Consider the following 23,603-nt stretch of genomic DNA (forward strand, 5'->3'; position numbering starts at 1 on the left):
ACATGACGGCCTCCCCCTTCAAATCGTATCTGGCCACCCTGGCGCTGCTGATGGCGGCAGGCGCCTTGCTGGCTGGCGCTTTCGTGGCCGTCGTCGATCCTTACGGCCTGTATGGCTTTGTGCTGCGCGACGGTTTCAATGCGGTCAAGCCGGGCCTGACCCGCTATCAGAACCAGATCAAGCAGGAGCTTGCGCTGCGCAGGCGGCCGCAATTCATCATCCTCGGCAACTCGCGCGCCGAAATCGGCTTCGATCCGCGCGCCAGCGCCTTGTCGGCGCTGGGCGCCGGCTATAACCTGGCGATTCCCGGCACGGGCCTGGCCACGTCCGCCAGCCAGTTCGCGCAATTGCGGCAGGCTGGCGTGCAGCCACGCACGGTCATCGTCGGCATGGAATTCATCGATTTTCTCAACCCCGCTGCCGCGCCGGCCGCACGCCCTGTCGCCGCGACCACGGCCCCGGCTCCTGCGCGCGCGTTCTGGCGCTTCGATACGCTCTTTTCCCTGGCGTCCGTCAAGGATGCCGTGCATACGCTGCGCATCCAGCATGACGCGCAGGCTGCCACCCTGACGGCCGATGGCTTCAATCCCTTGCTGGAATATGGCGCCCACGTGCGCCGCGATGGCTACCACAAGATGTTTGCGCAGCGGGCGCAGGAAAGCGCCGCCAACTTGCGCCGGAAATCGACGCGCGGCCTTGCCACCGAAGACTTTCATGCCTTGCGCGCCTTTTTGCTGGCGATGGCGGCCACGCAGGCCGACATCAAGCTGGTGATTTACCCGTATCACGCGCAAATGCTGGCCATGTTTGAAGCTGCCGGGCTGTGGCCCCTGTTCGACGAGTGGAAGGCAGGGCTGATTCTGGCAATGGGCGCGGTCAAGGCGCAGTACCCGGATGCGCGCATTTCCCTCACTGATTTCAGCGGCTATGGCGTGTATAACTGCGAGCGCATTCCTGCCGCCAATGAACGGGATAGTGCCACCCGCTGGTACTGGGAAGCGGGGCATTTCAAGAAGGCGCTGGGCGATATCGTGCTGCAGCGCCTGATGTCGCCCACGACTGGGGCGCCCGGCGACGGGCAGTTCGGCATGCCCCTCGATGGCGCCAGTCTGGCGCAAAACCGCGCGCGCATCGCGCAGGAACGGGGTGCCTGCGCGGCGGCGCAGCCGGCATTGTTCGCAACGCAGCTGCTCGCGACGCAGGATAGCCATAGCGGAGGACGCAGATGAACAGATAAGCACAACATGCAGTAACCAACACCAATAACAACGACAGATTGCACGCCTACCGGAGGAGACATGAATTTCGCAGCATTTTATCAACGCTCGATCGACACGCCTGACGCTTTCTGGCGCGGGGAAGCGGTAAAGATCGATTGGCATGCCCCGTTTTCGCAAGTGCTCGATTATTCGCGCCCGCCGTTCGCCAGATGGTTCGTCGGCGGCACCACCAATTTGTGCCACAACGCCGTCGACCGCTGGGTGGACAGCCAGGGCGATGCCGCCGCGCTGATCGCCATTTCCACGGAAACGAATACGGAGCGCAGCTACAGCTTTCGCGAGCTGCAGCGCGAAGTGGAGCGCTGCGCCGCCATCCTGCAGTCGCTGGGCGTGGTCAAGGGCGACCGCGTGCTGATCTACATGCCAATGATCGCCGAGGCGGCTTTCGCCATGCTCGCCTGCGCCCGCATCGGCGCCGTGCATTCCGTGGTGTTCGGCGGCTTTGCCGCCAACAGCCTGGCCAGCCGCATCGACGATGCCCAGCCCAAGCTGGTGTTCTCCGCCGATGCCGGCTCGCGCAATGGCAAGCCGATCCCCTACAAGCCGCTGCTCGACGAAGCCATCCGCCTGGCCAGCCACAAGCCGCAGCACGTGCTGCTGGTCGACCGCCACCTGGTGCCGATGGAACTGGTAGCGGGCCGCGACGTCGATTACGCGGCGCTGCGCGCGCAGCATCTCGACGCGCAGGTGACCGTCGCGTGGCTCGAATCGAACGAACCGTCGTACGTGCTGTACACCTCGGGCACGACGGGCAAGCCCAAGGGCGTGCAGCGCGACGTGGGCGGCTATGCGGTGGCGCTGGCGTCGTCGATGCAGTACAACTTCTGCGGCAAGCCCGGCGAGACCTTCTTTGCCACCTCGGATATCGGCTGGGTGGTGGGCCATTCCTACATCGTGTACGGCCCGCTGATCGCCGGCATGGCCACCATCCTGTACGAGGGCCTGCCCATCTGTCCCGATGCGGGCATCTGGTGGAGCATCGTCGAAAAATACCGGGTCACGCGCATGTTTTCGGCGCCCACGGCCATCCGCGTGCTGCGCAAGCACCCGGTGGAACTGATGCGCAAATACGACCTGTCTTCCCTGAAGGCGCTGTACCTGGCGGGCGAGCCGCTCGATGAAACCACCTCGCAATGGATCGCCGATGAACTGCAAGTGGACATCATCGACAACTACTGGCAGACGGAGACGGGCTGGCCGATCCTGTCGGTGGCGAAAGGCGTGGCCGATACGCCCACGCGCCTGGGCAGCCCGGGCATGGCCATGTATGGCTACCAGGTCAAACTGCTCAACGAGGCGACGGGCGAGGAGTGCGGCGCGAACGAGAAGGGCGTGCTGGTGCTGGAAGGCCCGCTGCCGCCCGGCTGCATGCAGACCGTGTACGGCGACGATGAACGATTCGTCGACACGTACTGGTCCACCTTCAGCGGCCGGCAAGTGTATTCCACGTTCGACTGGGGCGTGCGCGACGCGGACGGCTACTATTTCATCCTGGGCCGCACCGACGATGTGATCAACGTGGCGGGCCACCGCCTGGGCACGCGCGAAATCGAGGAAAGCATCACCAGCCATCCGAATGTGTCGGAGGTGGCGGTGGTGGGCGTGGAGGACAAGCTCAAAGGCCAGGTGGCGATGGCTTTCGTGATCCTGAAGGACCCGCAGGGCTTCGACAGCGTCGAGGCGAAAGCGGCGCTGGAGCGCGAAGTGATGGCCGTGGTCGACCGCCAGCTGGGCGCCGTGGCGCGGCCCGCGCGCGTGCTGTTCGTGGCGCAGCTGCCGAAGACGCGTTCGGGCAAGCTGCTGCGCCGCTCGATCCAGGCCATCTGCGAAGGACGCAGCCCGGGCGACCTGACGTCGATGGACGACCCGGCATCGCTGCAGCAGATCCAGGCAGCACTGGCGTAAACGCGAAGTTGAGAGCGAAGTTTATCAATCGATAAATTTCGCTCTCAGATGCGGTCGCTTTCCTTGCGCACGACCCTGCCCACGATCAGGCATTCATTGCCGCGGCACAGCTTGCGGTGGTATTTGCGCTGGTCCGGGTTGTCCGAGGTCAGCCACCACTCGCCGATGTCGCGCGCCATGCGCTTGACTACCGGTTCGCCTTCGTAATTGACGGCAAACACGATGCCGTCGGCCGGCCGGTTGTCGGCCGTATTGATGATCACCACGTCGTCCTCGTACAGGGCCGGCTCCATGCTCTCGCCCTTGACCTTGATCGCCACCAGTTTTTCAGGGCGGTAGCCATTGCGCTCGACCCAGCTGCGCGGCACGCTGATGGTGCTGCCGTCGTGCGTTTCCGGTTCGATGGCAAAGCCCGTGATGCCGGCCGACAGGCGCAATTTGACCTTGCGGATCGGATAGAAGCGCTCGTCTTCGCCGTCGACCACCTCCACCGGCTGCACCTCGCCCAGCGCGCGCGCGGCCAGCGCCGCCTGATCGGGCGCCGCGCCCTGGTCGAAGTACATGCTGTCGAGCTGCAGGTCCGCTTCCAGCTTGCGCGCGATCTTTTCGCTGAAGGCGCGCCCCTCGCGGTACGTGGGCGAGAGGATTTGCGAGATGCGCGCCTCGCTCCAGCCGCTGACGTCGGAAATTTTCTTGCGCGTGTTGTCATAGCGCTCGCCGATCAGCGCCAGCAGGCGGTCGCGTCTGTATTGATACATATTCATCTCCACATTAAACCTGAAATTTACCGTTTGATAAATTACCAAATGCTTGACTTTAACATTAGCGATTGATAAAGTCCACATGTTGCCTGTCGCAAACGCACTACAGCGTCTGCCGGTTGGCGACACCATGGGAGGTCAGGCAGATGTTGAACAGCAGTCAGTTGGTTGAAAGCAGGGCGGTGCCGCGGCAGGGGCGCCAGTTACAGGGACGCAGCAAGAAGTCGCAGCTGCATATCGCCCGCATCGCGCAGTACATACGCGAGCAGGGCCAGGCCAGCGCGGCGCAATTGTCCGCCCTGCTGGGACTCGATGCGGGCACCATGAGCCGCTACCTGCGCCACATGTGCGGCATGGGACAGATCCATCTGGCGCAGCGCCACTGCACCGAACCGGGGCGCCAGCGGCCCGCCCTGTATGCGCTGGGCGAACAGGACGACGACGCCGACGGCTGGGCGGAGCTGCCGCCGCAGGTGCGCCGCACGGCGTGCTGGCCCAGTGGTGCGGCGCGCCGCGATCCGCTGGTGGCGGCCCTGTTCGGGCCGGCGCAGGAAAACTAAGACAAGAATCAACGAGGAGAAATCATGGGGTTTGCAGAAAAATTCATCGCATCGCTGTCATCGCAGAATCTGCGCGACGATGCCGTCCACCACGACCTGGATGTCATCGCGGCGGCGGCGCTGGCCGGCGACATGGGCGCCTTGCTGTGCCGCGTCAAGTACGCGGACGGCACCGTTAGCCGCCTGTTCGAGGGCAATGCGGGCAACCTGGCGCAGCTGCTGCGCGCCTGGACGGCGGCCGTGGCGGAAAAAGGCCGCGCGCGGCGCTGGGTCAAGGCGCAGACGGCCTGGGATGCGCAGGCCGCTACTACCCTGTACCGCCGCGTGGCCGAAGCGTCGCTCGCGCATTGGCTCGACAGCAAATGCAAGGTCTGCCACGGCACGGGCGTGGTCGCCGCCATGCACGCCGGCGCGCCTGTCGCCTGCAAGGCTTGCCACGGCGCCGGTGAAGCGGCCATCAGCTGCTCTGGCGGCTTCGAGCTCGAACGGATCAAGGACATGGTCAGCGAGCTGGAATCCATCTTCCAGTCGCACGGCGCCCGTGCCATGCGCCGCCTCGGTCACTAAAAAGATTTTGCAATATGCCTGGTGATGAAAAAAACGCCCCTACAATAGAGTCTCGATCACGCAGCAACAGCAACACCGGCAACATGGCAGTACGGCAGCACCACATGCTTCTCCACTCGTAATAGACGCGCTCACGGCGCGACACCGATAGGAGAAATCAGCGCAGCGAACGGCCTTCACGGCACTACGCCCATCTTTCGTCCGGCACGGCCCCGTGCCGTCCGGACGCCAGCCCGCCGCCTCACCGTGCGCGGGCTTTTTATTTTCCTGATTATCGGCAGTTCCCCCCTCAAGACCGCAGATGCGGTCTTTTTTTTCATCCCACGAAAGGTATTACATATGGCATCGACAGCAAACGGCATCGACAGCTTGATCGTTATCAGCAAACAAAGCGCAGAAGGCAGCAAGGCTGCCGCCGGCGGCGGCCAGATCTATCCCCGCGTCACGGCCACCTTCGACACGGAAGCGGACAAATACGCAAGCGCCGAAATCGACGCCAGCCAGCAGCAGGGCGATACCCGCCTGGGCAATTTCCGCACCACGGGCGCCATCAAGGCTGAAGCGGCATGCGGTACGTATGCGCCGCTGATGGCCGCGCTGCTGCGCCGCGACTTTACGGCCGGCGGCGTCGCTGCCGCGCAAACCACCATCGCCGCCGCCGCCACGGGCCTGACCCGCAGCGCCGGTTCCTGGCTGTCGGAAGGCTTCCGCGCCGGCAGCGTGGTGCGCATCACGGGCATGACGGCGCCGGCCGCCGCCAACAATGCGAAGAACTTCTTCGTCACCTCGGTGACGGCCACCAACCTGAATGGCCAGTTCATGGACGGTTCGGCCATGATCGTCAAGGCGGCCGGCGATTCCGTTGGCGTGGCGGCGGTGGGCAAGCGCAGTTTCACCCCGTTGACGGGCCACACCACCGACTGGTTCACGGCCGAAGTGCAGGACCCGAAGATCGGCGTGCACCGCAGCTTCGTCGACCAGCTGGTCAGCAAAATGGACATCGCCGTGCAGCCGAACGGCATCACCAGCCTGGACTTCACCCTGATGGGCAAGGCGGAAGGCCCGACCACGGCCGTGCCGTATTTCCCCGCGCCGCTGGCCGCGCCGGGCAATGGCAAGTTCTCGGGCGCCACGGCGATGCTGTCCGTGAACGGCATCCCGTCGCAGATCTGCACCGGCATGTCCGTCTCGCTCGACGGCCAGGTCAAGGTCGATCCCGTGATCGGCTCGAAGTACGCGACGGCAGCCTCGCGCGGCAAGGTGATGGGCTCGGGCCAGTTCACGGTGCTGCTGCAGGACGCCACCTACCTCGACTACTTCAAGTCCGAGACGGAAATCCCGCTGGCCTACGCCATGGCATCGGGCACGGCGCCCGCCGCCGACGTGCTGGCGCTGGCCATGGGCCGCGTCAAGATCACCTCGGCCAAGATCGACGACGGCGAGAAAAACAAGATCGTGACCTGCGCCTTCGACGTCCTGCGCTACAAGGGCGCCGATGCACAGCACGAAGCGACCACGCTGACCATCCAGGACAGCGCGCTGTAACCAGCTAGCACCTGCACCGGGGCCGCCAGCGTGGCGGCCCTTTTACTTTTTATCTTGATCGAGAAAGCAGCACACATGAACAACGCACAAAAAATCCAGGCAGGTTTCGACATCGGCAACATCAACGCGGTAGCCGCGCCCGTCACGTTCGACGTGCCCGTCATCTTCGACGCGGACGGCGAGGCGGTGGCAGGCCTGACCATCGTCGGCAAGAACAGCGAGCAATACCGCGTGGCCAACAACGCCGTGCGCGCCGAAGGCTACAAGAAATCGGCGCGTCGCAAGACGGCCATCGACGCTTCCACCGACGAAGGCGCGGAATTGCTGGTGCAAGCCATCGACGGCAACCAGAAACGCCTGGCGCTGGCCGTGGTCACGGGCTGGTACGGCTTCACCAGCAACGGCGCGCCCGTGCCGCTCGACGCGGCCCTGCTGGAAGCGGCCTTTGAAAAATACCCGACCTGGCAGGAAAAGGTCACCACGGCGCTGGAAAACGAGGCCAATTTTTTGAAACTCTGACGGCCAGCCTGCTGCGCTACGCCGGGCACCAGTTCGAGCGCGGCGCGCGGGCGGCCGATGGCCATGCCAAGGGCGAGCATATCGATGCGGCCCGGCGCCATCCGCTGTACCGCGCGCCGCCCGAAGAGGCGACGCCGCCCATGCCGTTCGAGCTGGCCCATGTGTGGGAGTGGTTCGCGCAATTGAACCGCAAGCGCCAGGGCATGGCCGTCAACCCCATCGCCAGCACGGAAATCCTCGCCTGGCAGGCGCGCCATGGCATCGCCATCGAGCCGTTCGAGCACCAGTTGCTGGACCAGCTCGACGCGCTGTTTTTGTCGCACCAGCATGCGGCGGGCTGACCCGCATTTTTCAACCCGGCCGCCATGCGCGGCTTTTTTTATGGGCCAACCATGCCAGATATAACGGAAATATTAATAGTTGTGAATACGGCGGAAGTGAGGGCAGGTACGCAGGCGATAAGCGACCTGGCCGCAGCCAGCGGCGAGGCTGGGCAGCAGGTCCAGGATGTCAACGCCAGGATGCGCGACTCCGAACAAGTCATGCGCGCGCAGGCCGAAGCTGTACGCGCGGCGGCAGACGCATCCAGAGTTCTTGGTGACGAAAGCAGCGACGCTTCGGATGCCTTGTTCAAGGGTATGACCGCCGTTGAAGGCTTTGCCAGGGCATCGCTGAAGATCGGCGAAGGCGGCATGAACGCCGACATCGGGAAAATCAAGGATGGCCTGGGGGAGCTGGCGAATGCCTCCGGCTTGACGGAACTGGCGATCACGCGCCTGGGTGCGGGGCCGGTATTGGCGCTGCAAATGCTCGCGGAGGCTGCCGCATTTGCAGCGAATGCCTACGTGAAGGGACAACAGGAGTCGGATAATTTTGCCAGGGCAATGCAACTGACAGGCAATTCGGCTGGCATCACGGAAGGGCAGTTCAATGACATGGTGAGGTCGGTTGCCAAGCTTGAGAACGTAGGTATGGGCGAGGCACGCGTAGCCTTGCAAACATTGCTGGAAACGGGAGAGTTTACGGGCGAGGCCATGCTGTCGGTTGGCGCCGCCGCTGTAGCCGCGGCGCAGCGTACAAACAGGCCGGCAGGGGAGGTTGCCGCGAACTTTGCCACGATGGCTGGCGGTGTTGTCAACTGGGTCGATACCCATGCCGAGGTGTATCGAACACTGGATGCCAGCCAGTATCAGCATATCAAGACGCTCGAGGAGGAAGGCAAGACCCAGGAAGCGATGATTGCGACGGCGAAGAGTTACAACGAGGAGCTGAAAAAACGCGGCGAAAACCTGAGCTTTGTTGGCGCTGCGATGCGAGAAATTAACACCCTCCAGTCGAATGCTAGCGATAGCGTCAATGGAGTCGGACGCAGGACCACAGCGGATGACAAGATCCTTCGACATGATGAGAGCGTCGAGTTGTTAAAGGCCACAGGCCATACCAGCCTGGATACGCATGAAGGCATGGGCATAAGTGGCAAGCAATTGGAGCAGGTTCTTGAACAGATGGCAAAGGTGCGACAGGTGCTGGTGAATCAGCAAACCCAGGAGAGAAAAGTTGCCGATGCGCAGCTTGCGACTCAAGAAAAAAATGATGCTGAAAAAGAAGCAAAAAAGGGCATCGACGCGATCACTAAGATTTACGCCCGAAAAATTAGCCAGGAATCCGCAGTAATTGAGAATTACAACAAACACGTTGCCACACTAAAAGGAACGCCACTGGCGGTTCCCGTTGCTGAGCAGGAAAAGATGCTTGCCAGTATTCATGCCGCATTCAAGGTTGCGTCACCTCCGCCCGCCTTTGGTTCTGACGATCGCGAGGCAAAGCGTGCCGGGCAGTTGCAAGCCATTCAAAGTGAGTTGCGCTTGAAAACGGAGGGCTTTGAGCAGAGCGCCAAGCTCGATGAATTGTATCGCAAGGGGGGCGCACTGAGCGACGAGCAATACTTTGAGCGTCGTCAAAACGCCATTCGCGAGCGGGGCAAGGCGGAAGCGGATGCCTACCAGAAGCAGATCGATGTGTTGAGCGCCTTTCAGCCGAAAATGCCGCAGGCGATTCAGGAAAACAAGAACAAGATCGCCGAAGTTGGCGCCGCCAAAGCGAGGGTGGAGCCGAAGATGCAGGCCGAGCTGGCGCAGCTGGAAGAAATCGCCCGCCAGCAGGCCGCAGACACGCGGAAAAAACAGGAAGACGACGCGAAGGCAAAAACGGCCAAGGACCGCGCCGATGCCAAGGCAGCCGACGAACAGCAATGGAAAGAGGCTGCCGATGGCGCCAAAGCCTTGGGCGATGCGCTGGAAAAGGCCTTCGGCAAGGTGGGCGGCACGATAGGCAAGGTTACCGCAGCGCTGGTTGATCACAAGAAGGCCCAGCAGGATATTCAACGGACCCTGGCGAATGCGAAGGAGGATGCCAAGGAGGACGAACCAGCGAAAATCGCCGCGAAATCGAAAGCGCAGCTTGATTCCACGCAAGCCCAGATGAAAGGTTACAGCGACATGGCTGGTGCCGCGGCCGGCTTCTTTGACGAGCAGAGCGCCGGCTACAAGGCCTTGACCACGGTTTCTCAGGTATTTCATGCTGCGGAAGTGGCCATGACCCTGGCCGAACTGGTACCAAAGGGTATCAGCGCAGTACTGAGCCAGGGAACTGGTGATCCCTATACGGCGTTTGGCCGCATGGCGGCCATGGCGGCGATCGTCGCTGGCCTGGGCGTGGCGATTGGTGGGGGAGGCGGCGGCAATGTCGATGTCGCCAAGGAGCGCCAGAAAGCAAATGGCACCGGCACGGTGCTGGGTGACTCATCCGCAAAAAGCGATTCGATCGCGCGCAGCCTTGCCATCATGGAAAAAAATTCCGGACTGGGCCTGGCGCATACCATTTCAATGGACAACTCACTGCGCAAGCTCGCTGCCGGTATCGGCAACCTGGCCAACCTGCTGGCACGCGAATCGGTGGCGACGGGAGCGGGCGGAGCTGCTGCAGGCGTGCAGACAGGAACCAAGGTACTGGGAGGCACGATGGGCGTCCTGGCTGGTACTTCAGCTGGTGGCTTGGGTGGCGCCATGCTGGGTACCTATCTGGGCATGGGGATGGCGGCGATTGGCGGCCCCCTCGGATTGGTGCTCGGCAGTGTAGTGGGTGCCGTGTTGGGCAGTGTTGTTTCCAAACTGTTCAATACCTCCAAGACGGTGGTCGATCAGGGGATTACCGGAAAGGCCATGAGCCTGGGCCAGATCGAGGATATCGGTTTTACCACCCAGTCGTATGCCGATGTCAATACCAAGAAGAAAGCATTGGGCATTACCTATAGCAATAAGAACAAGACCGAGACGGCAGCAATGTCGGATGACGTCAATAAGCAGTTCACGATGATTATCGTCAGCATGGGCAATGCCATTCGTGGCGCCGCCAACGTGATGGGCGTGGCTGGGGGCGATTTCAATGCGCGGATGGACAGTTTCAAGGTCGATCTGGGCAAGATCAGTTTGAAAGGACTGTCGGCTGAGGAGCAGCAGAAAGCACTGGAAACGGCATTTTCTGCGCTGGGCGACAAGATGGCTGATGCTGGCGTCGCGGGCTTGCGCGATTTCGCCAAGATAGGCGAAGGCGCGTTTGAAACACTGAACCGTATCGCCAATGATTTCCAGCAGGTCAGCGATGTCCTGTTTGTATTGGGAAAAACTTTCAGCGTCACGGGAATGGCAGCGGTAAAGCTGAGTGAAGACTTGATCGATACTGCTGGCGGCCTGGAAAAGCTGACCAGCGGTACCTCGTATTTTTACGAGAATTTCCTGTCTGAATCCGAAAGGATGGCGCCGATCACCAAGTCGGTGAATGACGCCATGGGCAAGCTGAGCTTGGGTGGTGTGACGACGATGGATGGCTTCAAGGCTGCCGTACTGTCCGCTGCTGATGGCGTGGCCATTGGAAAAGAAGGGTCGGCTGAGTTGTATGTGGCCCTGTTGTCCTTGGCAGAGCCGTTCAAGAAGGCGGCTGACTATGCCGCCAGCCTGGCCGGGGCCACGGGCGAACTGGCCGAAGTGAGCAAGACGGCCAGCGAGATCGCCAGCGAACGGCGGGACCTGCAACAGCAGTTGAATCAGCTGACGCAAAGCGAAGCGCAGCTGCTGGCCGCCCAGCGCGCCAGCATCGCGGAAGGCAACCGGGGCTTGTTCGACCAGATCCAGGCCGTCAAGGCAGTGACCAGCGCGAAGGATGCGCTGGCCAAGGCGTATGAAACGGAATCGGCGGCGGCCAAGTCGGCGCTGGAGAAATCGAAATCGTGGGTGACGACCTTGAACGGCCTCAATTCCAGCATGGCGCTGGGCGCCCAGTCGACGCTCACGCCGGAGCAGAAGTATGCGGAAGCGCGGGCCCAGTTCGAGAAGACCCTGGCGGCCGCGAACGCGGGCGACGCGACGGCGCAATCGGGCTTGTCCGCCGCCGAGCAGGCCTTTCTGACGGCGTCGCAGGTAGTCAACGCTTCCGACGCCCGCTATGCGGCCGATTACGCCCGCGTGGTGGAAGCGAACAAGGAAGCCTTGAAATGGGCTGCCGCGCAAGTCGACGTGCAGCAGGCCAGCCTCGATGCGCTCAATGCCCAGGTATCGGGATTGATCAAGATCAATGACAGCGTGCTGACGGTGGCGCAGGCCATTGCCGGCTTGCGGGCGGCGATGGGCGGTGCGGCAGATCTTGGCGTGCAGTTCAGCAATCCTCCCGCCGTCGCCGCGCTGGCGGCGATGACTTCCCCCGTGACGGCGGCCGTGTTCGACCCCGTGCGCTACTCCTCGTCGGCGAACGTGGGTGCCGACGTCCTGGTGGCGGAAATCCGCGGCCTGCGCGAAGACAACCAGGCCATGCGCGCCGAATTGGAAGGCTTGCGCGCCGACCAGCGGGCGCAGACGGGCGCCACCATCCAGGCCACCGTCGAATCGAACGCCCATGCCGCCAGGACGGTGGTCGATGGCGTGGACAAATCGTCCCGGGCATCCGCCTGGGCCAATGCAGTGAAAGGAGAGTACGCATGACCGATGCGCAATTTCAGCAGTGGCTGCAAAGTCCGTCGGCCATCCGCATGGTGCTGATCGAAGCACAGGTGAATGTGGCCGGCAGCGAGGTGACGCGGTATATCGCCTCGCGGCCATACATTACCGGTCCGGCTGAAGTGCCGGCAAATACCGCCTATCAGCCGCTGGCCAAGGGCGGCCTGGCCTTCACCGAGCAGGTCAGCCTGTCCGGCGAGGCGGGGCTGTCGGGCGGCGATATCGAGCTCGATAACGCCGATGGCGCGCTCGATGGCTGGCTGGGCGACGTATGGATGAACCGCCCCATCAAGGCCTGGGCCGGCGATCCTTCCTGGCCGCGCGCCGACTTCCAGCTGGTCTTCGACGGCATCATCGCCGACGTGGCCAGCCCGGGACGCGAGTCGGTCAACCTGGTACTGCGCGACAAGCTGCAGCGCCTGAATACGCCGATCTCCGAGGCGAAGCTGGGGGGCGCGACGCCCAACAAGGACGCCATCCTGCCGATACCGTTTGGCGAGTGCCACAACGTCACGCCATTGCTGACCAACCCGGCCACCCTGGAGTACGGTTTTCTCGGCGCCGTGGAGTCGACCTTCGAGGTGCGCACCAATGGCAAGCCGATTGCCGTGGCGCTCAATGACCAGGCGGGACGCTTCAACCTGACCACCGATCCGTTTTCCACGACGATCACGGCCAGTGTGCAGGGCGACAAGGGCGGCGGCTATGCGCCGCGCATCGCACCGCTGGTGCAGCGCATCGCCACCGCCTACGGCAAGGCGGCCGACCGGTTTACCCCGGCCGACCTGGACCTGGTCAACCTGGCCGCCTTCGATGCGGCCCACCCGCAGCCCGTGGGCTTGTATGTGGCGGACCGCTCGAACCAGGCGCAGGCGATCCAGCAGCTGGCGGCCAGCGTGGGCGCCCAGGCGGTCATGTCGCGCACCGGCCAGTTGCGCCTGGTGCAGATCGCCTTGCCGGCCGCCGGCGTGCCGCTGGAAATCGGTCCGGAACAGATGCGCGAGCGCTCCTTGCGTCCCGCACAGCGCCTGCCCGTGACGGCCGCCGTGAAGATCGGCTTCGACCGCAACTGGACGCTGCAGGCGGCCCTGACGACGAGCATTCCGCCCGCGCATGCCGACCTGTATGCGACGGAATGGCTGACGGAGACCGTGGTGGACGAGACGGTGCGCACACGCTATCGCCTGAGCGACGACCCGGTGCAGATCGATACCTGCCTGAAGACGCGGGCCGACGCCCGCGCGGAAGCGCAGCGGCGCCTGGCCCTGAGCAAGGTGCCGCGCACCATTTATGAATTCGATGGAGAACCCGAGATGATGATGCTGGAACTGGGGCAGCCCGTGCGGCTGCGCGCCGAACGCTTCGGCTTGCAGGATGGGATGCTGGGCGTGGTGGTGCTGCTGTCGCGCTTCTGGCTGACGGGCAGAGTGACGGTGGGGGTGCTGGCATGAGCGCGATTGTGGGAGAGCGCGATACGCTGCTGCAGGCGACTGCGGAGCGCTTCAGCACGACGTCCGATGGCAAGGCGATCCTGATGGCCGCCAGCACGCCCGTGTTTCGCGTCAATAGCGCGGGCGAGGGGGCGCCCGCATCGATCGCCGTTACCGCCAAGCCCGTGAACGTGACGGGCGATATCGTGTTTTCGGTATCGTCCGGCACGGCGTTGCGGGTCAACGGCAACGTGGCCACGGTTGATTTTTCCAGTATGACTACCGATACGGCCCTGGTGCAGGCCCGTATCCGGGAGTTTGGCGTCGACTATGTAGCTAATTACATGATCAGCAAGGTTTTCGATGGCGCTGCCGGTGAGACAGGCCTGTCCGGTTTGAACACGGGCCAGGCCTTCGCCTACAAGCGTGCCGCTGCGCCGCCCGGTGATACCCCGGGCGGCGTAATCTTTAACTTTGCTATCGCCGCGATCACGACGCCGGCCGGCAACGACCTGGCCAATGGCTGGTCGAAGAATATTCCGCCCGGCACGGCGCCGTTGTACGTGCGCGTGGCCGCTGCCAGTTCGCGCAATGCCACGGACAGTATCGCCGCCAATGAGTGGGCGGCGGCGGTGCAACTGGCCAAGGACGGCGTCGATGGTTTGAACGTGATTTCCGTGCCCATCTACCAGCGTGGCGCGACCAATATTGCGCCGCCGCTGCCCACGGCCGTCTGTACGTTTACGTTTGCCACGGGCAAATTGGCAGGACTGAACAACGGCTGGTCGACCCAGGTGCCGTCGGCGGGCGGCGCCTATCTGTTCATGTCCAGCGCCACGGCCGTTTCAAGCGCGGCGACCGATGATATCGCCCCAGGCGAATGGGCCGCCGCCGCTCGCCTGGCCGCCGATGGCGCCCCCGGCCAGCGCGGCACGGTGACGGTGACGGCACCCGGTTACTCGGCCTGGTCGGATGCGTCGGCCGTGTATGAACTGGGGCGTGCAGGCTATGGCACGCCTATGAATCGCGACGTGGTGACCTTGTATGACGCGACGCACGCGGTGACGAAGTTCTACGTTGATGGCGCCTGGATGGTGCTGGGTACGGTGTTGAACGGCAGCTTGCTGGTCGATGGGACGGTGGCGGCGAAGGCGATAGTGGGCGACACACTTGGCGCCATCAAGGCGAACCTGGGGAGTGTGGTCGCTGGCGACTTGTACGGCACGACGCTGCATGGCGGCGCCGGGTATCCGACTAACGTTTTCGACTGGCCACCAACAGCAAGTTCAGGCGGCGGTTATCACCTTAGTTCTCAGGGCCTATTGCTGGGGAATTATAAAGCTGGGCAGTACTTCACCGCATATGCAGACGGGAGAATAGAAGCGCCAGGCCTGGTGATTAAAGATGGGAATGCTGCCTTCACCGGTAGCATCACAGGCTCCACTATTACGGGTGGTATCTTCCAAACATCGGCATCTGGTCGGAGACTCACCCTCTCTGCTTCCAGTAATGTACTTAGAGCCTACGCTGCTAACGGCGCTGAGGTTGTAAATTTAGGCGAGCGCTCGGGCGGCGGGGCGTTGGAAATTGATGCTTCTGCTGGGGAGGGCTTGGACGCGATACGCTCTATTGGGGGGTGTTTCTTCAATACAGGCGCAGGATCCTTTCAGATATATTCTGACTCTGTTATTGGTTTTACAATGCCTCGATATACTCGTGCTTACGATATCGTTCCAGGAGACGGTAGCGCTAATCTCGGCAGAAGTACCCACATCGGCACTGCGTGGCGCAATATATACAGTCAGACAGCCGTTACTATTATTTCTGATGAAAGGGACAAAGAAGAAATTCAGGACTCTGATCTTGGGCTGGATTTTATTCTTGCGCTTCGACCTGTTCGCTATCGAATGAAAATCGCAAACACGTTACTCTCCAAAGGAGCGGAAATGCCGGGCCCATATCGCCCTTTCGCTGATCCTGTGATGCATGAAGAAATAAGAACCCCAGTGCGAGGAGTGCGAAATCATTACGGATTCATTGCACAAGAGGTAAGAGAGTCTCTAGGAAATAGCGACTCGGCTATTTGGGTTCAACACGACCCATCGGACCCAGAATCTCAGCAGGCTCTGCGCTATGAGGAACTGTTGGCGCCAATTGTAGGCGCCGTACAGGAACTGCATAGTATGACTCAATCTTTAAGGGCGGAAGTTGCAGAGGTGAGACAGCAGTTGAAAGGGAACCCATGATTATTTCGTCCAAATTAATACTAGCCAGAGTCGATGCTTTGACCGTATTGCCGTTCGTCCTGATCCCCCCCGAGGCGCGTGGCAACAGTGCGCTACTCTTGCACGAGATAGTGCATAGCCGTGAGCAGCGTAACTGTGGAGTATTGCCGTGGCTTCTGCTCTATGCGATATCCGCGCGTTTCCGGATGGCGGCCGAGGTGCGTGGCTACCTCGTGCAGATCGCCGCTGGCAGCATTTCGCTGGAGCGTGCTGCCACATTGCTGATGCAATACGGCGTAGACATCACTTATGAGCAGGCAGGTTGTCTGCTCGTCTCGGCGAGAGGCTGAAACGATGACTAATCTTCGTATCATCTACGACAACGCAGCCGACCGTGCGGTGTTGGCGGCATCGAGCCAGGCTGGCACGCTGGGCCCGGCTAACCTGCAACGTGAAAGCAAGTCCTCAGTGCTTCGTGCGGTTGGCACCCAGTTAAGCATTACGGCAACGTGGCCGGCACCGGAAATTGTCGGTGGCGTGGCGCTGCCGTTTTGCAACTTGACTCCAGCGGCGACCATTCGCGTGCGCGGCTATATCGAGCCTGGCGACGCTGCGCCAGCGTTCGATTCCGGCGTCATGGAGGCGTGCGAGTATGCGCGGCTGGGCATGTGGGACTGGGGCGCGCTGCCGCTGGGCGTGAACGCCTACAGCTACGGCGGCGGTACCTACGCCCGTTGCTGGTTCCAGATGCGCAGCGTCAGGAAACTGGTGATCGACCTGGCCGATCCTGACAATCCGGCGGGCTATATCGAGGCCGCGCGCCTGGTGGCAGGCGCTTACTGGAGTCCTGAGCGGAACGCCTCGTATGGGGCAGGTATCACGCCGGTCGACACCAGCAGCCAGTACCGCAACGGCGCTGGCAGCCAGAAGGTCGAACGGGGCGCGAGGTACCGCAAGCTGTCGCTGACGCTCGATCACATGACGCCGCTGGACCGTGCCGAGCTGTGGCGCATCGTGCGCGGCAACGGTCTTTCGCTGCCGCTCTTCGTCAGCCTGTATCCGGATAGCGACGACGTCGAGCTGGAACAGACACACCAGGTGTATGGACGCCTGGCCAACCTGGCCGCCATCACCACGCCATCTTTCCAGGCTTACGCCACCAACATTGAAATCGAGGAACTGTAATGGGTGATTTTTTCTACTATGGACAAAAGGATACGATCCAGCGCTTGAACGAGCTGGCCGGGCGCGGTGCCGTGGTGGCGTCGTATGTGCCGAAGGTGGGCATGTCGCCGGTGGGCGGGCCGAATGGGTACATGAACCCTGCATGGCTTGATCCAAACTTACCTATCTACACCGACGTACCTATAGCAGTAAAAGCTGCCGGTAAATTTGGATATACATTCATCCACGCTGGCCAATCTCAAAGCCTTTATAAGATAGCAACATTGCCACCATCTAGTATCGGTTCCTATGCCTCCCTGCGCATAGACGCGATGATCGGCAGCTGGGTAGCGGGAACATTTACGGCAATGACTGTAATTCTGGGGAATCGTGGGGCTTTCTCCGTAGACTGGTCTTCTAGTTTGTATAGCCCAACTGAGTCGAGATTCATTGCCTACCGAGAAGCAGATGGAAGTCACTCTATCTATCTATTTTTTCTTACAGCAGCATTCGCTCAAGCTGCGTTCAATTTACAGGGTCTGGGCTGTACCACATACCCGTCACCTACCCCTGTTGGATCAGTGCCCGGCACGGTTGTATGGGATAGCGGGGCAAATTTTGGCGACAGTACCTACAAGTCACCCCGATCAGTAGGAACGGGTGACGTAGTGGGCAATGAAAATGGAACCAGTGTAGATCAGCTATTACGAGTCAGGTCTAAAAGTGGGGAAGCTGTCGCAATGAGTTTCTTAGTCGGCGGGCAGGCACCCGGCATTCCCGCTCAAACTCTTGTTGACGCATTGAGCTTTGGAATTTCAGGATCACCCGGTGTAAATCATCCGGGCTGTATGCGATGGTCGACTTCGACGTACCACGCCAATAGCTCTTTCGCAACAGGGTATCGCACGACATTAAGGGCTTTTGACACAGTAGCAAACACTTGGACTCCAGCTCTGTTTTCTGTTACCGGCAATGGAACGGTTTATGCCCCCTTGCTCAAGGCAGGAAGTAGCGACCCTTCTCTGCTGCGACATAACATATCACGTGGCACTGACCAAGGCTCTGAGATTATTTACTTTGGTGTAGAAGGTGCAGTGGCACCAAGTGTCGCTATTTTAGCCTCTGATGGGGCATTTAATTGGTCGCCCAGTACGTCGGTACTGTATGTAGGTAAGAACGCCACCACAGGCCGTAGTTTGTCAGCTTCAGGTACGGTTAGTACATCTGGTAACGACTATGCTGAGTACATTTTCAAAAGTCTAGCCTGCGGTATCATTTCCCCTGGTCAAATCGTCGGCATCACCGCCGACAATAAAGTAACCGATCAATGGGCTGATGCCGTCATGTTCTCGATCAAATCGACTGCTCCGTCGTTTGTCGGTGGCGATTCCTGGGCCAACGACGTAGGGCAACGGCCATCGCTCCAGGCAGGACCGGCGCCGAGCCAGCCCCAGTGCCGTAAAGACGTAGTCACGCAGCAGCCAGTTCCAGGCGTTAATCCACCGGAATATGAGGACCTGGTAACGGAGCCAGGCGACACCGATGAAGAGTGGGCAGAAAAGCTGGCCATGTACACCGCCGCGCTGGCCGCCCACAACATCGCCGTGCAGCAGGACGCCGAAGCCATGGCCGCCTTCGACGCCGCCCTGGAAGCCGCGCGCCAGAAGGTCGACCGTATCGCCATCGCCGGCCGCGTGCCGGTCAACGTGCTGGGCGCCCAGCCGGGCGACTACATCGTGCCAATGCAGGACGGCGCCGGCATCAAGGGCATTGCCGTGCGTGAGGACGATCTCAGCATGAAGCAGTACCTGCAGGCAGTCGGGCGCGTCATTTCGATCGAGCCGGACGGCCGGGCCTACGTGATGGTCAAGGCCGTGTGACCAGGCAGCAACTCCTCCCAAACCCGCTTCGGCGGGTTTTTTCATTTCTTCCACCAGTACCGGGATAGTCGAGGTGATGCTGTCGAAGCAGCGCTGCGAGTCGGCCGTCACCGACCCTATCGGCGCTGCCACCGGGTTTATTTCACCAACCATTCATCTCATTCTGGAAGGGGCACTGCTGCCATGAGCAATCTTCGCATCATCCACGACAACGCCGCTGACCGCGCGGTGCTGGCTGCATCGAGCCAAACCGGCGAACTGGGTCCGGCCAACCTGCAGCGCGACAGCAAGAATGCCGTGCTGCGCGCCAGCGGCACTGCACAGACCATCTCCGCCACCTGGCCGACACAGGAGTCCATCGCCTGCGTGGCGCTGATCTCCACCAACATGACCAGCAGCGCGCGCATGCGCGTGCGCGGCTATGCCCAGCCGGGCGACGCCGTGCCGGTGTTCGACACGGGCAGCATCTTTCCGTGCCCGGCTGCTGTGCATGGTTCCTATCCCTGGGGTGTGCTGCCGCTCGGCTGGAACGCCTATCAATGGGGTGGCGTGAATACCTGGGCGCGCGGCGGCGGCTCCGATGGCGTGACATGGTTTACCGCTGCGCGCGTGCGCCAGATAGTGATCGATGTGTCTGCGCCACAAAGCCCGGAAGGCTACCTGGAAATTTCGCGCCTGGTGGTGGGCAACTACTGGTCACCGCAATGTAACGCCGAGTATGGCGCCCAGTTGCAGACGCTCGATAGCAGTGAAAATTACCGCACGGGTGCTGGCGCCTTGAAAACCGCACTGGGCGCGACCAGCGACAAGCTGAGCATCAGTCTGACGCACCTGACGCCGATGGACCGCGCCCGCTTCATGCGCATCCTGCGCGAGAACGGCAAGGGCAAGGCGATGCTGTTCAGCTTGTTCCCGGAAAACCCGGATCCGCTGCTGGAGCAGGACTACATGCTGTATGGAAAAGCCAGCAATAGCGATGCGGTAACTACGCCGTACTTTGACACTTATTCTGCACCACTACAAATTGAAGGAATCTAAATGGCTGATAAATTTTATGACGGTATGCCTAACGTTAACGAGAAATTGAATGAAATGGACCGGGCGTTTGCGGCGGGACCGTACAATGCGCTGCCACTGACTGGCGGTAATTTGACTGGGCCAGTACTCAGCTCCAGCAGTCTTGCATTTGAGAACAATGGTGCACCCGCCCCTGGGAACGCGCCCACGATGCTGCGTGGGCCGGTACATCAGGGAGGCACGTCACCATCGCTGGTGGCGGCGCTGGGGGTCGGGGGGACAAATGGTTTATCGTATCAGGGGCAGTTCAGGTGGTACACCTCGTCTGGTCGGGCCGCGTCTAACGGCACGTACACCTGCATGTCATACGACCTGCGCTTGCGTGCAATTGATGTCAAAAGCTATATGGAAAGTGCTGATCTGATGGTCATCAGCGGGGCAGGAGATTTAGCGGTTCGGGGAACCCTATCGTCATCGTCACGCATCGTTTCCAGTGCGATACAAGTCGGCTCCATTCCAGCGATGGAGAGCGAAAGTATCATAGGAGGGGGGGACCAGTCGCAGGGGAAGATTAACCTCAGGATCCCAAACTGCACGACGTTCTATGTTTCGTCAGGCGCGATGGGTTCCGCTTCGGCGTGTAGCGCGTCTATAAATGCGAGCACGATCACTGGGCGTAGCATTAACGTCAGCGGGACGATCAACGCTGGCGGCGCCGACTATGCCGAGTACATGTTCAAGGCACCTGACTGTACAGTCATCGAACCAGGTCAGTTGATCGGCATCGGCGCGGATGGCAAGCTTACCGATCGCTGGGCCGAGGCCATCTCGTTTGCCGTGAAATCCACCGATCCCTGCATGGTGGGCGGCGACAAATGGTCGCAGCGGCTCGGTCCCCGTCCGCCATCCGTGACGCGTACCCCCGGTAGCGTCGCATCGCAGCTGGTCAGCGAGGCGCAAGCAGCTGTCGAGGCCGTCTACGATGGCCTCACCCTGATCACGCCGGCAATTCCCGCCAAGGCCGCCGTGTATCGCGAAGTGCCGCTGGCGGGCGATACCGATGAAGAGTGGGCAGCGCGGCAGGCTCCCGGACTTGCCTTCGACGCGGCACTCGAAGCGCTGCGCCAGACGGTGGACCGTATCGCTTTCGCCGGCCAGGTGCCATGCAATATCCAGGGTGCAGTGCCCGGCCAGTTCATCGTGCCGGTACAGCATGGTGATGGCATCGCAGGCACTGCTATCAATGAGGAGGACTTGACACTCCAGCAATACATGCGCGCCATCGGCAAGGTCATCGCCATCGAAGACGATGGGCGCGCCCGTGTGATTGTGAAGGTGGCATAACGATTGTGCTTGCTACATTTCAACCCGCCTCGGCGGGTTTTTTTATTTCCACCACTTGAAAGGCAACCATGGCCCTCGAAACTACCGCCGCCGGCGGCGCATTGATCAAACTGTTTGGCGTGCCCGTGCTGGCCGGCGCCGCCGCCACGTCGCTGGGCTTCATGTTCATGTGGCCCCGATCCACGAAGGAGGCATTCATCCGTTTTTGTTCCAGCATCATTATTTCCACCTTTCTCGGTCCCGTGCTGGTGGCCGCCGTGCTGTCGTGGTGGCCCAGCCTGTTCGACAGCGCGAAGACGGTGGCCGGTCTGTATGGCGGCGACCCGGCCACGGGTTTCCTCTTCATTGCCGCGCCGCTGATGGTGGCGGCCGGCTTGCCCGCCTGGTGGGTGCTGGGCGCCTGCGTGCGCTGGTTCGACAAGCGGCGCGGCAAGGATATCGGCGAGCTGGCGGCCGATGCAGCCGCTGCCGTCAAGGACGTACGGGGCATGCTGTGACAGGCGCGCAATTGATGCAGATCATGCCGCTGGCCGGCCGCCGCGCTACGCTGTTTCTGGCGCCCCTAAATGCGGCAATGGCGGAATTTGGCATTGATACGCCGCTGCGCCAGGCAGCATTCCTGGCGCAGGTGGGCCACGAGTCGGGGCAGTTGCGCTATGTGCGCGAGCTGGCCAGCGGCGCCGCTTATGAAGGACGCGCCGACCTGGGCAATGTGATTGCCGGCGATGGCGTGCGCTTCAAGGGACGCGGCTTGCTGCAGGTGACGGGGCGCGCCAATTATGCGGCGTGCGGCGTGGCGCTGGGCCTGGACCTGCTGGCGGCGCCGCAGTTGCTGGAGCAGGCGGCTGCCGCTTGCCGCTCGGCAGGCTGGTTCTGGCAATCGCGCGGCTTGAACCGTCTGGCCGATGCGGGCGACCAGGAGCGCGTGACGCGCCGCATCAACGGTGGCGTAAACGGCCTGGCCGAACGTCTGGCCTTGTATGTCGTCGCGCGCAAGGTGCTGGCATGAAGCCGTCGTTGACCATAGTGGCCATGCTGTTGTTGCTGGGCGCGGCCGTGTTTTGCGCCCAGCGCTGGGGACGCGAAGCGGGCCGGGCCGCGTGCGCGGCCCAGGTGCTGCAGGTGCAAGGCGTGTTGCGGCGCCAGAACCAGGCGCTGAATGCCTTGCGGGAAGAGGGTGTGCGACGGTCGGCGCGGGCACGGCAGGCGCTGGCCACGGCGCAGGCCGGACAGGCAGACGCACAGGCGGCAGCGGCGCGCATCCTGGCACTGCAGCCCGAAGGCGATGCCTGCCGCGCTGCCGAGGCGCTGATCGCCCGCGAAACGGCTGAAAGAATCGCTGGCGGGACGCCATGAACGCGGCAATGACGCGTGCGGCGGCGCTGCTGTGGGCCACGCTGTGTGCCAGGGTCTATAGACGGGCTCGCGTGCTGGCCTGTGTATGGGCTTGCATGCTGGTTTGCCTGCTGGGCGGCTGCGCGGCAGGCCGGCCGGCACAGGAAGCGGCAGTGGAAACGCTGCCTATTGCCGTGCCTTGCAAGGTTGCCCGTCCGTCGGCACCCGTCTTGCCAGCCGTGCCGCAGCACGGTATTTTTGCGCAGGCGCAAGCCTTGCTGGCGCGCGAGCAGTTGCGCGCGGCCTATGTGCGGCAGCTGGAGGCGCTCGTTGATGGCTGCGCCGGCAGCTAGCACAGGCCGGTAATTCAGCGATGTCGGCGCCTGCGCTGCGGCTTGTTTACGTACGTCGCGCGCGATTTCGATCTCCTGCCGCGCGCCTGCTCAGCCGTGCCGCAGCAGGGTATTCTTACGCAGGCGCAAGCCTTGCTGGGGCGCGAGCAGTTGCGCGATGCTGCAGCTGGAAGCGTTCGTTGATGGCTGTGCCGGTAGCTAGCACAGGCGTGTAGTTCAGCGATGTCGGCGCCTGCGTTGCGGCTCGTTTGCGCTGCGCGCGATCTCCTGGCCGTGCGCGCGCATGCTCAGCCGTGCCGCAGCACGGTATTTTTGCGCAGGCGCAAGTCTTGCTGGTGCTATGTGCAGCAGCTGGAAGCGCTCGTTGATGGCTGCGCCGGCAGCTAGCACAGGCCGGTAATTCGGCGATGTCGGCGCCTGCTGCTATCGCTACCTCGCGCCATGCCCGGATGCGGCTTCCACTGCCGCTGCCGGCCCCGTTGCCGCCGTCTGCTGCCGTCTTCTGGTGCAGCTGCGTGGTGCAGCGCGTCGCGGCGCGCCAGAAAACAGTGCGCCGCAGCGCGCTCAGTGCCAGATTTTCATGACCGCAATGATATTTCGGCACAATTTCTGTATACAATCATCGCTGGCACGAAGCGTGCATGGCTTGCTGGAGTCGTCCCATCCAAGG

Annotated in this window: 20 protein-coding genes; 19 read left to right on the forward strand and 1 reads right to left on the reverse strand. The window is 62.0% G+C overall.

Translation table 11 applies throughout. The annotated features are described in order from the left end of the window. Positions 1-2: 2 nt before the first annotated feature. Together GCN75_RS16740 and GCN75_RS16745 are read left to right on the forward strand one after the other, a co-directional pair. Positions 3-1,229, forward strand: coding sequence for a hypothetical protein (locus GCN75_RS16740; RefSeq protein WP_152283471.1), 1,227 nt, complete (start codon positions 3-5; stop codon positions 1,227-1,229). Between the two features lie 69 nt (positions 1,230-1,298). Then, positions 1,299-3,185, forward strand: coding sequence for a propionate--CoA ligase (locus GCN75_RS16745; RefSeq protein WP_152283472.1), 1,887 nt, complete (start codon positions 1,299-1,301; stop codon positions 3,183-3,185). 44 nt (positions 3,186-3,229) lie between these two features. On the opposite strand, the gene GCN75_RS16750 is transcribed toward GCN75_RS16745, so the two are convergent. Next, positions 3,230-3,943, reverse strand: a complete 714-nt coding sequence (locus GCN75_RS16750; RefSeq protein ID WP_152257897.1) for a S24 family peptidase — start codon at positions 3,941-3,943, stop codon at positions 3,230-3,232. A 149-nt stretch (positions 3,944-4,092) separates the two neighbouring features. Here GCN75_RS16750 and GCN75_RS16755 point away from each other — a divergent pair, with 149 nt between their 5' ends. The 17 genes from GCN75_RS16755 to GCN75_RS16835 all read left to right on the forward strand — a co-directional run bounded on the left by GCN75_RS16755 (position 4,093) and on the right by GCN75_RS16835 (position 22,933). Continuing rightward, the gene (locus GCN75_RS16755) at positions 4,093-4,506 is read left to right on the forward strand and encodes a FeoC-like transcriptional regulator (protein ID WP_152283473.1); all 414 of its coding nucleotides are present in this window, start codon (positions 4,093-4,095) and stop codon (positions 4,504-4,506) included. 24 nt (positions 4,507-4,530) lie between these two features. Continuing rightward, on the forward strand, positions 4,531-5,073 hold the full coding sequence (locus GCN75_RS16760) for a DnaJ-like cysteine-rich domain-containing protein (RefSeq protein WP_152283474.1): 543 nt from the start codon (positions 4,531-4,533) through the stop codon (positions 5,071-5,073). Between the two features lie 339 nt (positions 5,074-5,412). Continuing rightward, positions 5,413-6,618: a phage tail tube protein gene (locus GCN75_RS16765; RefSeq protein ID WP_152283475.1), complete on the forward strand. Its 1,206-nt coding sequence runs from the start codon at positions 5,413-5,415 to the stop codon at positions 6,616-6,618. Positions 6,619-6,693: 75 nt separating this feature from the next. Beyond that, positions 6,694-7,137: a hypothetical protein gene (locus GCN75_RS16770; protein ID WP_152283476.1), complete on the forward strand. Its 444-nt coding sequence runs from the start codon at positions 6,694-6,696 to the stop codon at positions 7,135-7,137. Between the two features lie 104 nt (positions 7,138-7,241). Next, complete coding sequence (locus tag GCN75_RS16775) at positions 7,242-7,478, forward strand: phage tail assembly chaperone (RefSeq protein ID WP_449768869.1); 237 nt, start codon at positions 7,242-7,244, stop codon at positions 7,476-7,478. A gap of 51 nt (positions 7,479-7,529) precedes the next feature. After that, positions 7,530-12,170 carry a phage tail length tape measure family protein gene (locus tag GCN75_RS16780; RefSeq protein ID WP_193317537.1) on the forward strand — a complete coding sequence of 1,547 codons (4,641 nt, stop codon included), beginning with the start codon at positions 7,530-7,532 and terminating at the stop codon, positions 12,168-12,170. Beyond that, positions 12,167-13,636, forward strand: coding sequence for a hypothetical protein (locus GCN75_RS16785; RefSeq protein ID WP_152283479.1), 1,470 nt, complete (start codon positions 12,167-12,169; stop codon positions 13,634-13,636). The genes GCN75_RS16780 and GCN75_RS16785 overlap by 4 nt, the downstream gene beginning before the upstream one ends. Then, entirely contained in the window at positions 13,633-15,861 is a 2,229-nt protein-coding gene (locus GCN75_RS16790; protein ID WP_152283480.1) for a tail fiber domain-containing protein, read from the forward strand. Before GCN75_RS16785 ends, GCN75_RS16790 begins: the two co-directional genes overlap by 4 nt. After that, the gene (locus GCN75_RS16795) at positions 15,858-16,190 is read left to right on the forward strand and encodes a hypothetical protein (protein WP_152283481.1); all 333 of its coding nucleotides are present in this window, start codon (positions 15,858-15,860) and stop codon (positions 16,188-16,190) included. Before GCN75_RS16790 ends, GCN75_RS16795 begins: the two co-directional genes overlap by 4 nt. Positions 16,191-16,308: 118 nt before the next feature. Next, on the forward strand, positions 16,309-17,025 hold the full coding sequence (locus GCN75_RS16800; RefSeq protein ID WP_193317538.1) for a hypothetical protein: 717 nt from the start codon (positions 16,309-16,311) through the stop codon (positions 17,023-17,025). Further along, positions 17,025-18,884 (forward strand): hypothetical protein, encoded by a 1,860-nt coding sequence (locus tag GCN75_RS16805; RefSeq protein ID WP_152283483.1) that lies wholly within the window; start codon positions 17,025-17,027, stop codon positions 18,882-18,884. Before GCN75_RS16800 ends, GCN75_RS16805 begins: the two co-directional genes overlap by 1 nt. Before the next feature lie 183 nt (positions 18,885-19,067). After that, entirely contained in the window at positions 19,068-19,922 is an 855-nt protein-coding gene (locus GCN75_RS16810; protein WP_152283484.1) for a hypothetical protein, read from the forward strand. Continuing rightward, entirely contained in the window at positions 19,923-21,245 is a 1,323-nt protein-coding gene (locus tag GCN75_RS16815) for a hypothetical protein (protein ID WP_152283485.1), read from the forward strand. It begins immediately after the preceding gene. Positions 21,246-21,313: 68 nt separating this feature from the next. Next, the gene (locus tag GCN75_RS16820; protein ID WP_152257883.1) at positions 21,314-21,742 is read left to right on the forward strand and encodes a hypothetical protein; all 429 of its coding nucleotides are present in this window, start codon (positions 21,314-21,316) and stop codon (positions 21,740-21,742) included. 14 nt (positions 21,743-21,756) lie between these two features. Beyond that, positions 21,757-22,254, forward strand: coding sequence for a glycoside hydrolase family 19 protein (locus GCN75_RS16825; RefSeq protein ID WP_152283486.1), 498 nt, complete (start codon positions 21,757-21,759; stop codon positions 22,252-22,254). Continuing rightward, a complete protein-coding gene (locus GCN75_RS16830) occupies positions 22,251-22,601 on the forward strand; it encodes a hypothetical protein (protein WP_152283487.1) in 351 nt (116 codons plus the stop codon). The genes GCN75_RS16825 and GCN75_RS16830 overlap by 4 nt, the downstream gene beginning before the upstream one ends. Further along, entirely contained in the window at positions 22,598-22,933 is a 336-nt protein-coding gene (locus tag GCN75_RS16835) for a hypothetical protein (protein ID WP_152283488.1), read from the forward strand. Before GCN75_RS16830 ends, GCN75_RS16835 begins: the two co-directional genes overlap by 4 nt. The last annotated feature ends 670 nt before the right edge of the window (positions 22,934-23,603 follow it).

The organism is Janthinobacterium violaceinigrum (assembly GCF_009208555.1).
GTDB lineage: Bacteria > Pseudomonadota > Gammaproteobacteria > Burkholderiales > Burkholderiaceae_D > Janthinobacterium > Janthinobacterium violaceinigrum.

Bases quoted from the DNA above. Each gene is read 5' to 3' on its own strand.
- GCN75_RS16740 (WP_152283471.1), top strand. From the start codon at position 3: ATGACGGCCTCCCCCTTCAAATCGTATCTGGCCACCCTGGCGCTGCTG.
- GCN75_RS16745 (WP_152283472.1), top strand. From the start codon at position 1,299: ATGAATTTCGCAGCATTTTATCAACGCTCGATCGACACGCCTGACGCT.
- GCN75_RS16750 (WP_152257897.1), bottom strand. From the start codon at position 3,943: ATGTATCAATACAGACGCGACCGCCTGCTGGCGCTGATCGGCGAGCGC.
- GCN75_RS16755 (WP_152283473.1), top strand. From the start codon at position 4,093: ATGTTGAACAGCAGTCAGTTGGTTGAAAGCAGGGCGGTGCCGCGGCAG.
- GCN75_RS16760 (WP_152283474.1), top strand. From the start codon at position 4,531: ATGGGGTTTGCAGAAAAATTCATCGCATCGCTGTCATCGCAGAATCTG.
- GCN75_RS16765 (WP_152283475.1), top strand. From the start codon at position 5,413: ATGGCATCGACAGCAAACGGCATCGACAGCTTGATCGTTATCAGCAAA.
- GCN75_RS16770 (WP_152283476.1), top strand. From the start codon at position 6,694: ATGAACAACGCACAAAAAATCCAGGCAGGTTTCGACATCGGCAACATC.
- GCN75_RS16780 (WP_193317537.1), top strand. From the start codon at position 7,530: ATGCCAGATATAACGGAAATATTAATAGTTGTGAATACGGCGGAAGTG.
- GCN75_RS16785 (WP_152283479.1), top strand. From the start codon at position 12,167: ATGACCGATGCGCAATTTCAGCAGTGGCTGCAAAGTCCGTCGGCCATC.
- GCN75_RS16790 (WP_152283480.1), top strand. From the start codon at position 13,633: ATGAGCGCGATTGTGGGAGAGCGCGATACGCTGCTGCAGGCGACTGCG.
- GCN75_RS16795 (WP_152283481.1), top strand. From the start codon at position 15,858: ATGATTATTTCGTCCAAATTAATACTAGCCAGAGTCGATGCTTTGACC.
- GCN75_RS16805 (WP_152283483.1), top strand. From the start codon at position 17,025: ATGGGTGATTTTTTCTACTATGGACAAAAGGATACGATCCAGCGCTTG.
- GCN75_RS16810 (WP_152283484.1), top strand. From the start codon at position 19,068: ATGAGCAATCTTCGCATCATCCACGACAACGCCGCTGACCGCGCGGTG.
- GCN75_RS16815 (WP_152283485.1), top strand. From the start codon at position 19,923: ATGGCTGATAAATTTTATGACGGTATGCCTAACGTTAACGAGAAATTG.
- GCN75_RS16820 (WP_152257883.1), top strand. From the start codon at position 21,314: ATGGCCCTCGAAACTACCGCCGCCGGCGGCGCATTGATCAAACTGTTT.
- GCN75_RS16825 (WP_152283486.1), top strand. From the start codon at position 21,757: ATGCAGATCATGCCGCTGGCCGGCCGCCGCGCTACGCTGTTTCTGGCG.
- GCN75_RS16830 (WP_152283487.1), top strand. From the start codon at position 22,251: ATGAAGCCGTCGTTGACCATAGTGGCCATGCTGTTGTTGCTGGGCGCG.
- GCN75_RS16835 (WP_152283488.1), top strand. From the start codon at position 22,598: ATGAACGCGGCAATGACGCGTGCGGCGGCGCTGCTGTGGGCCACGCTG.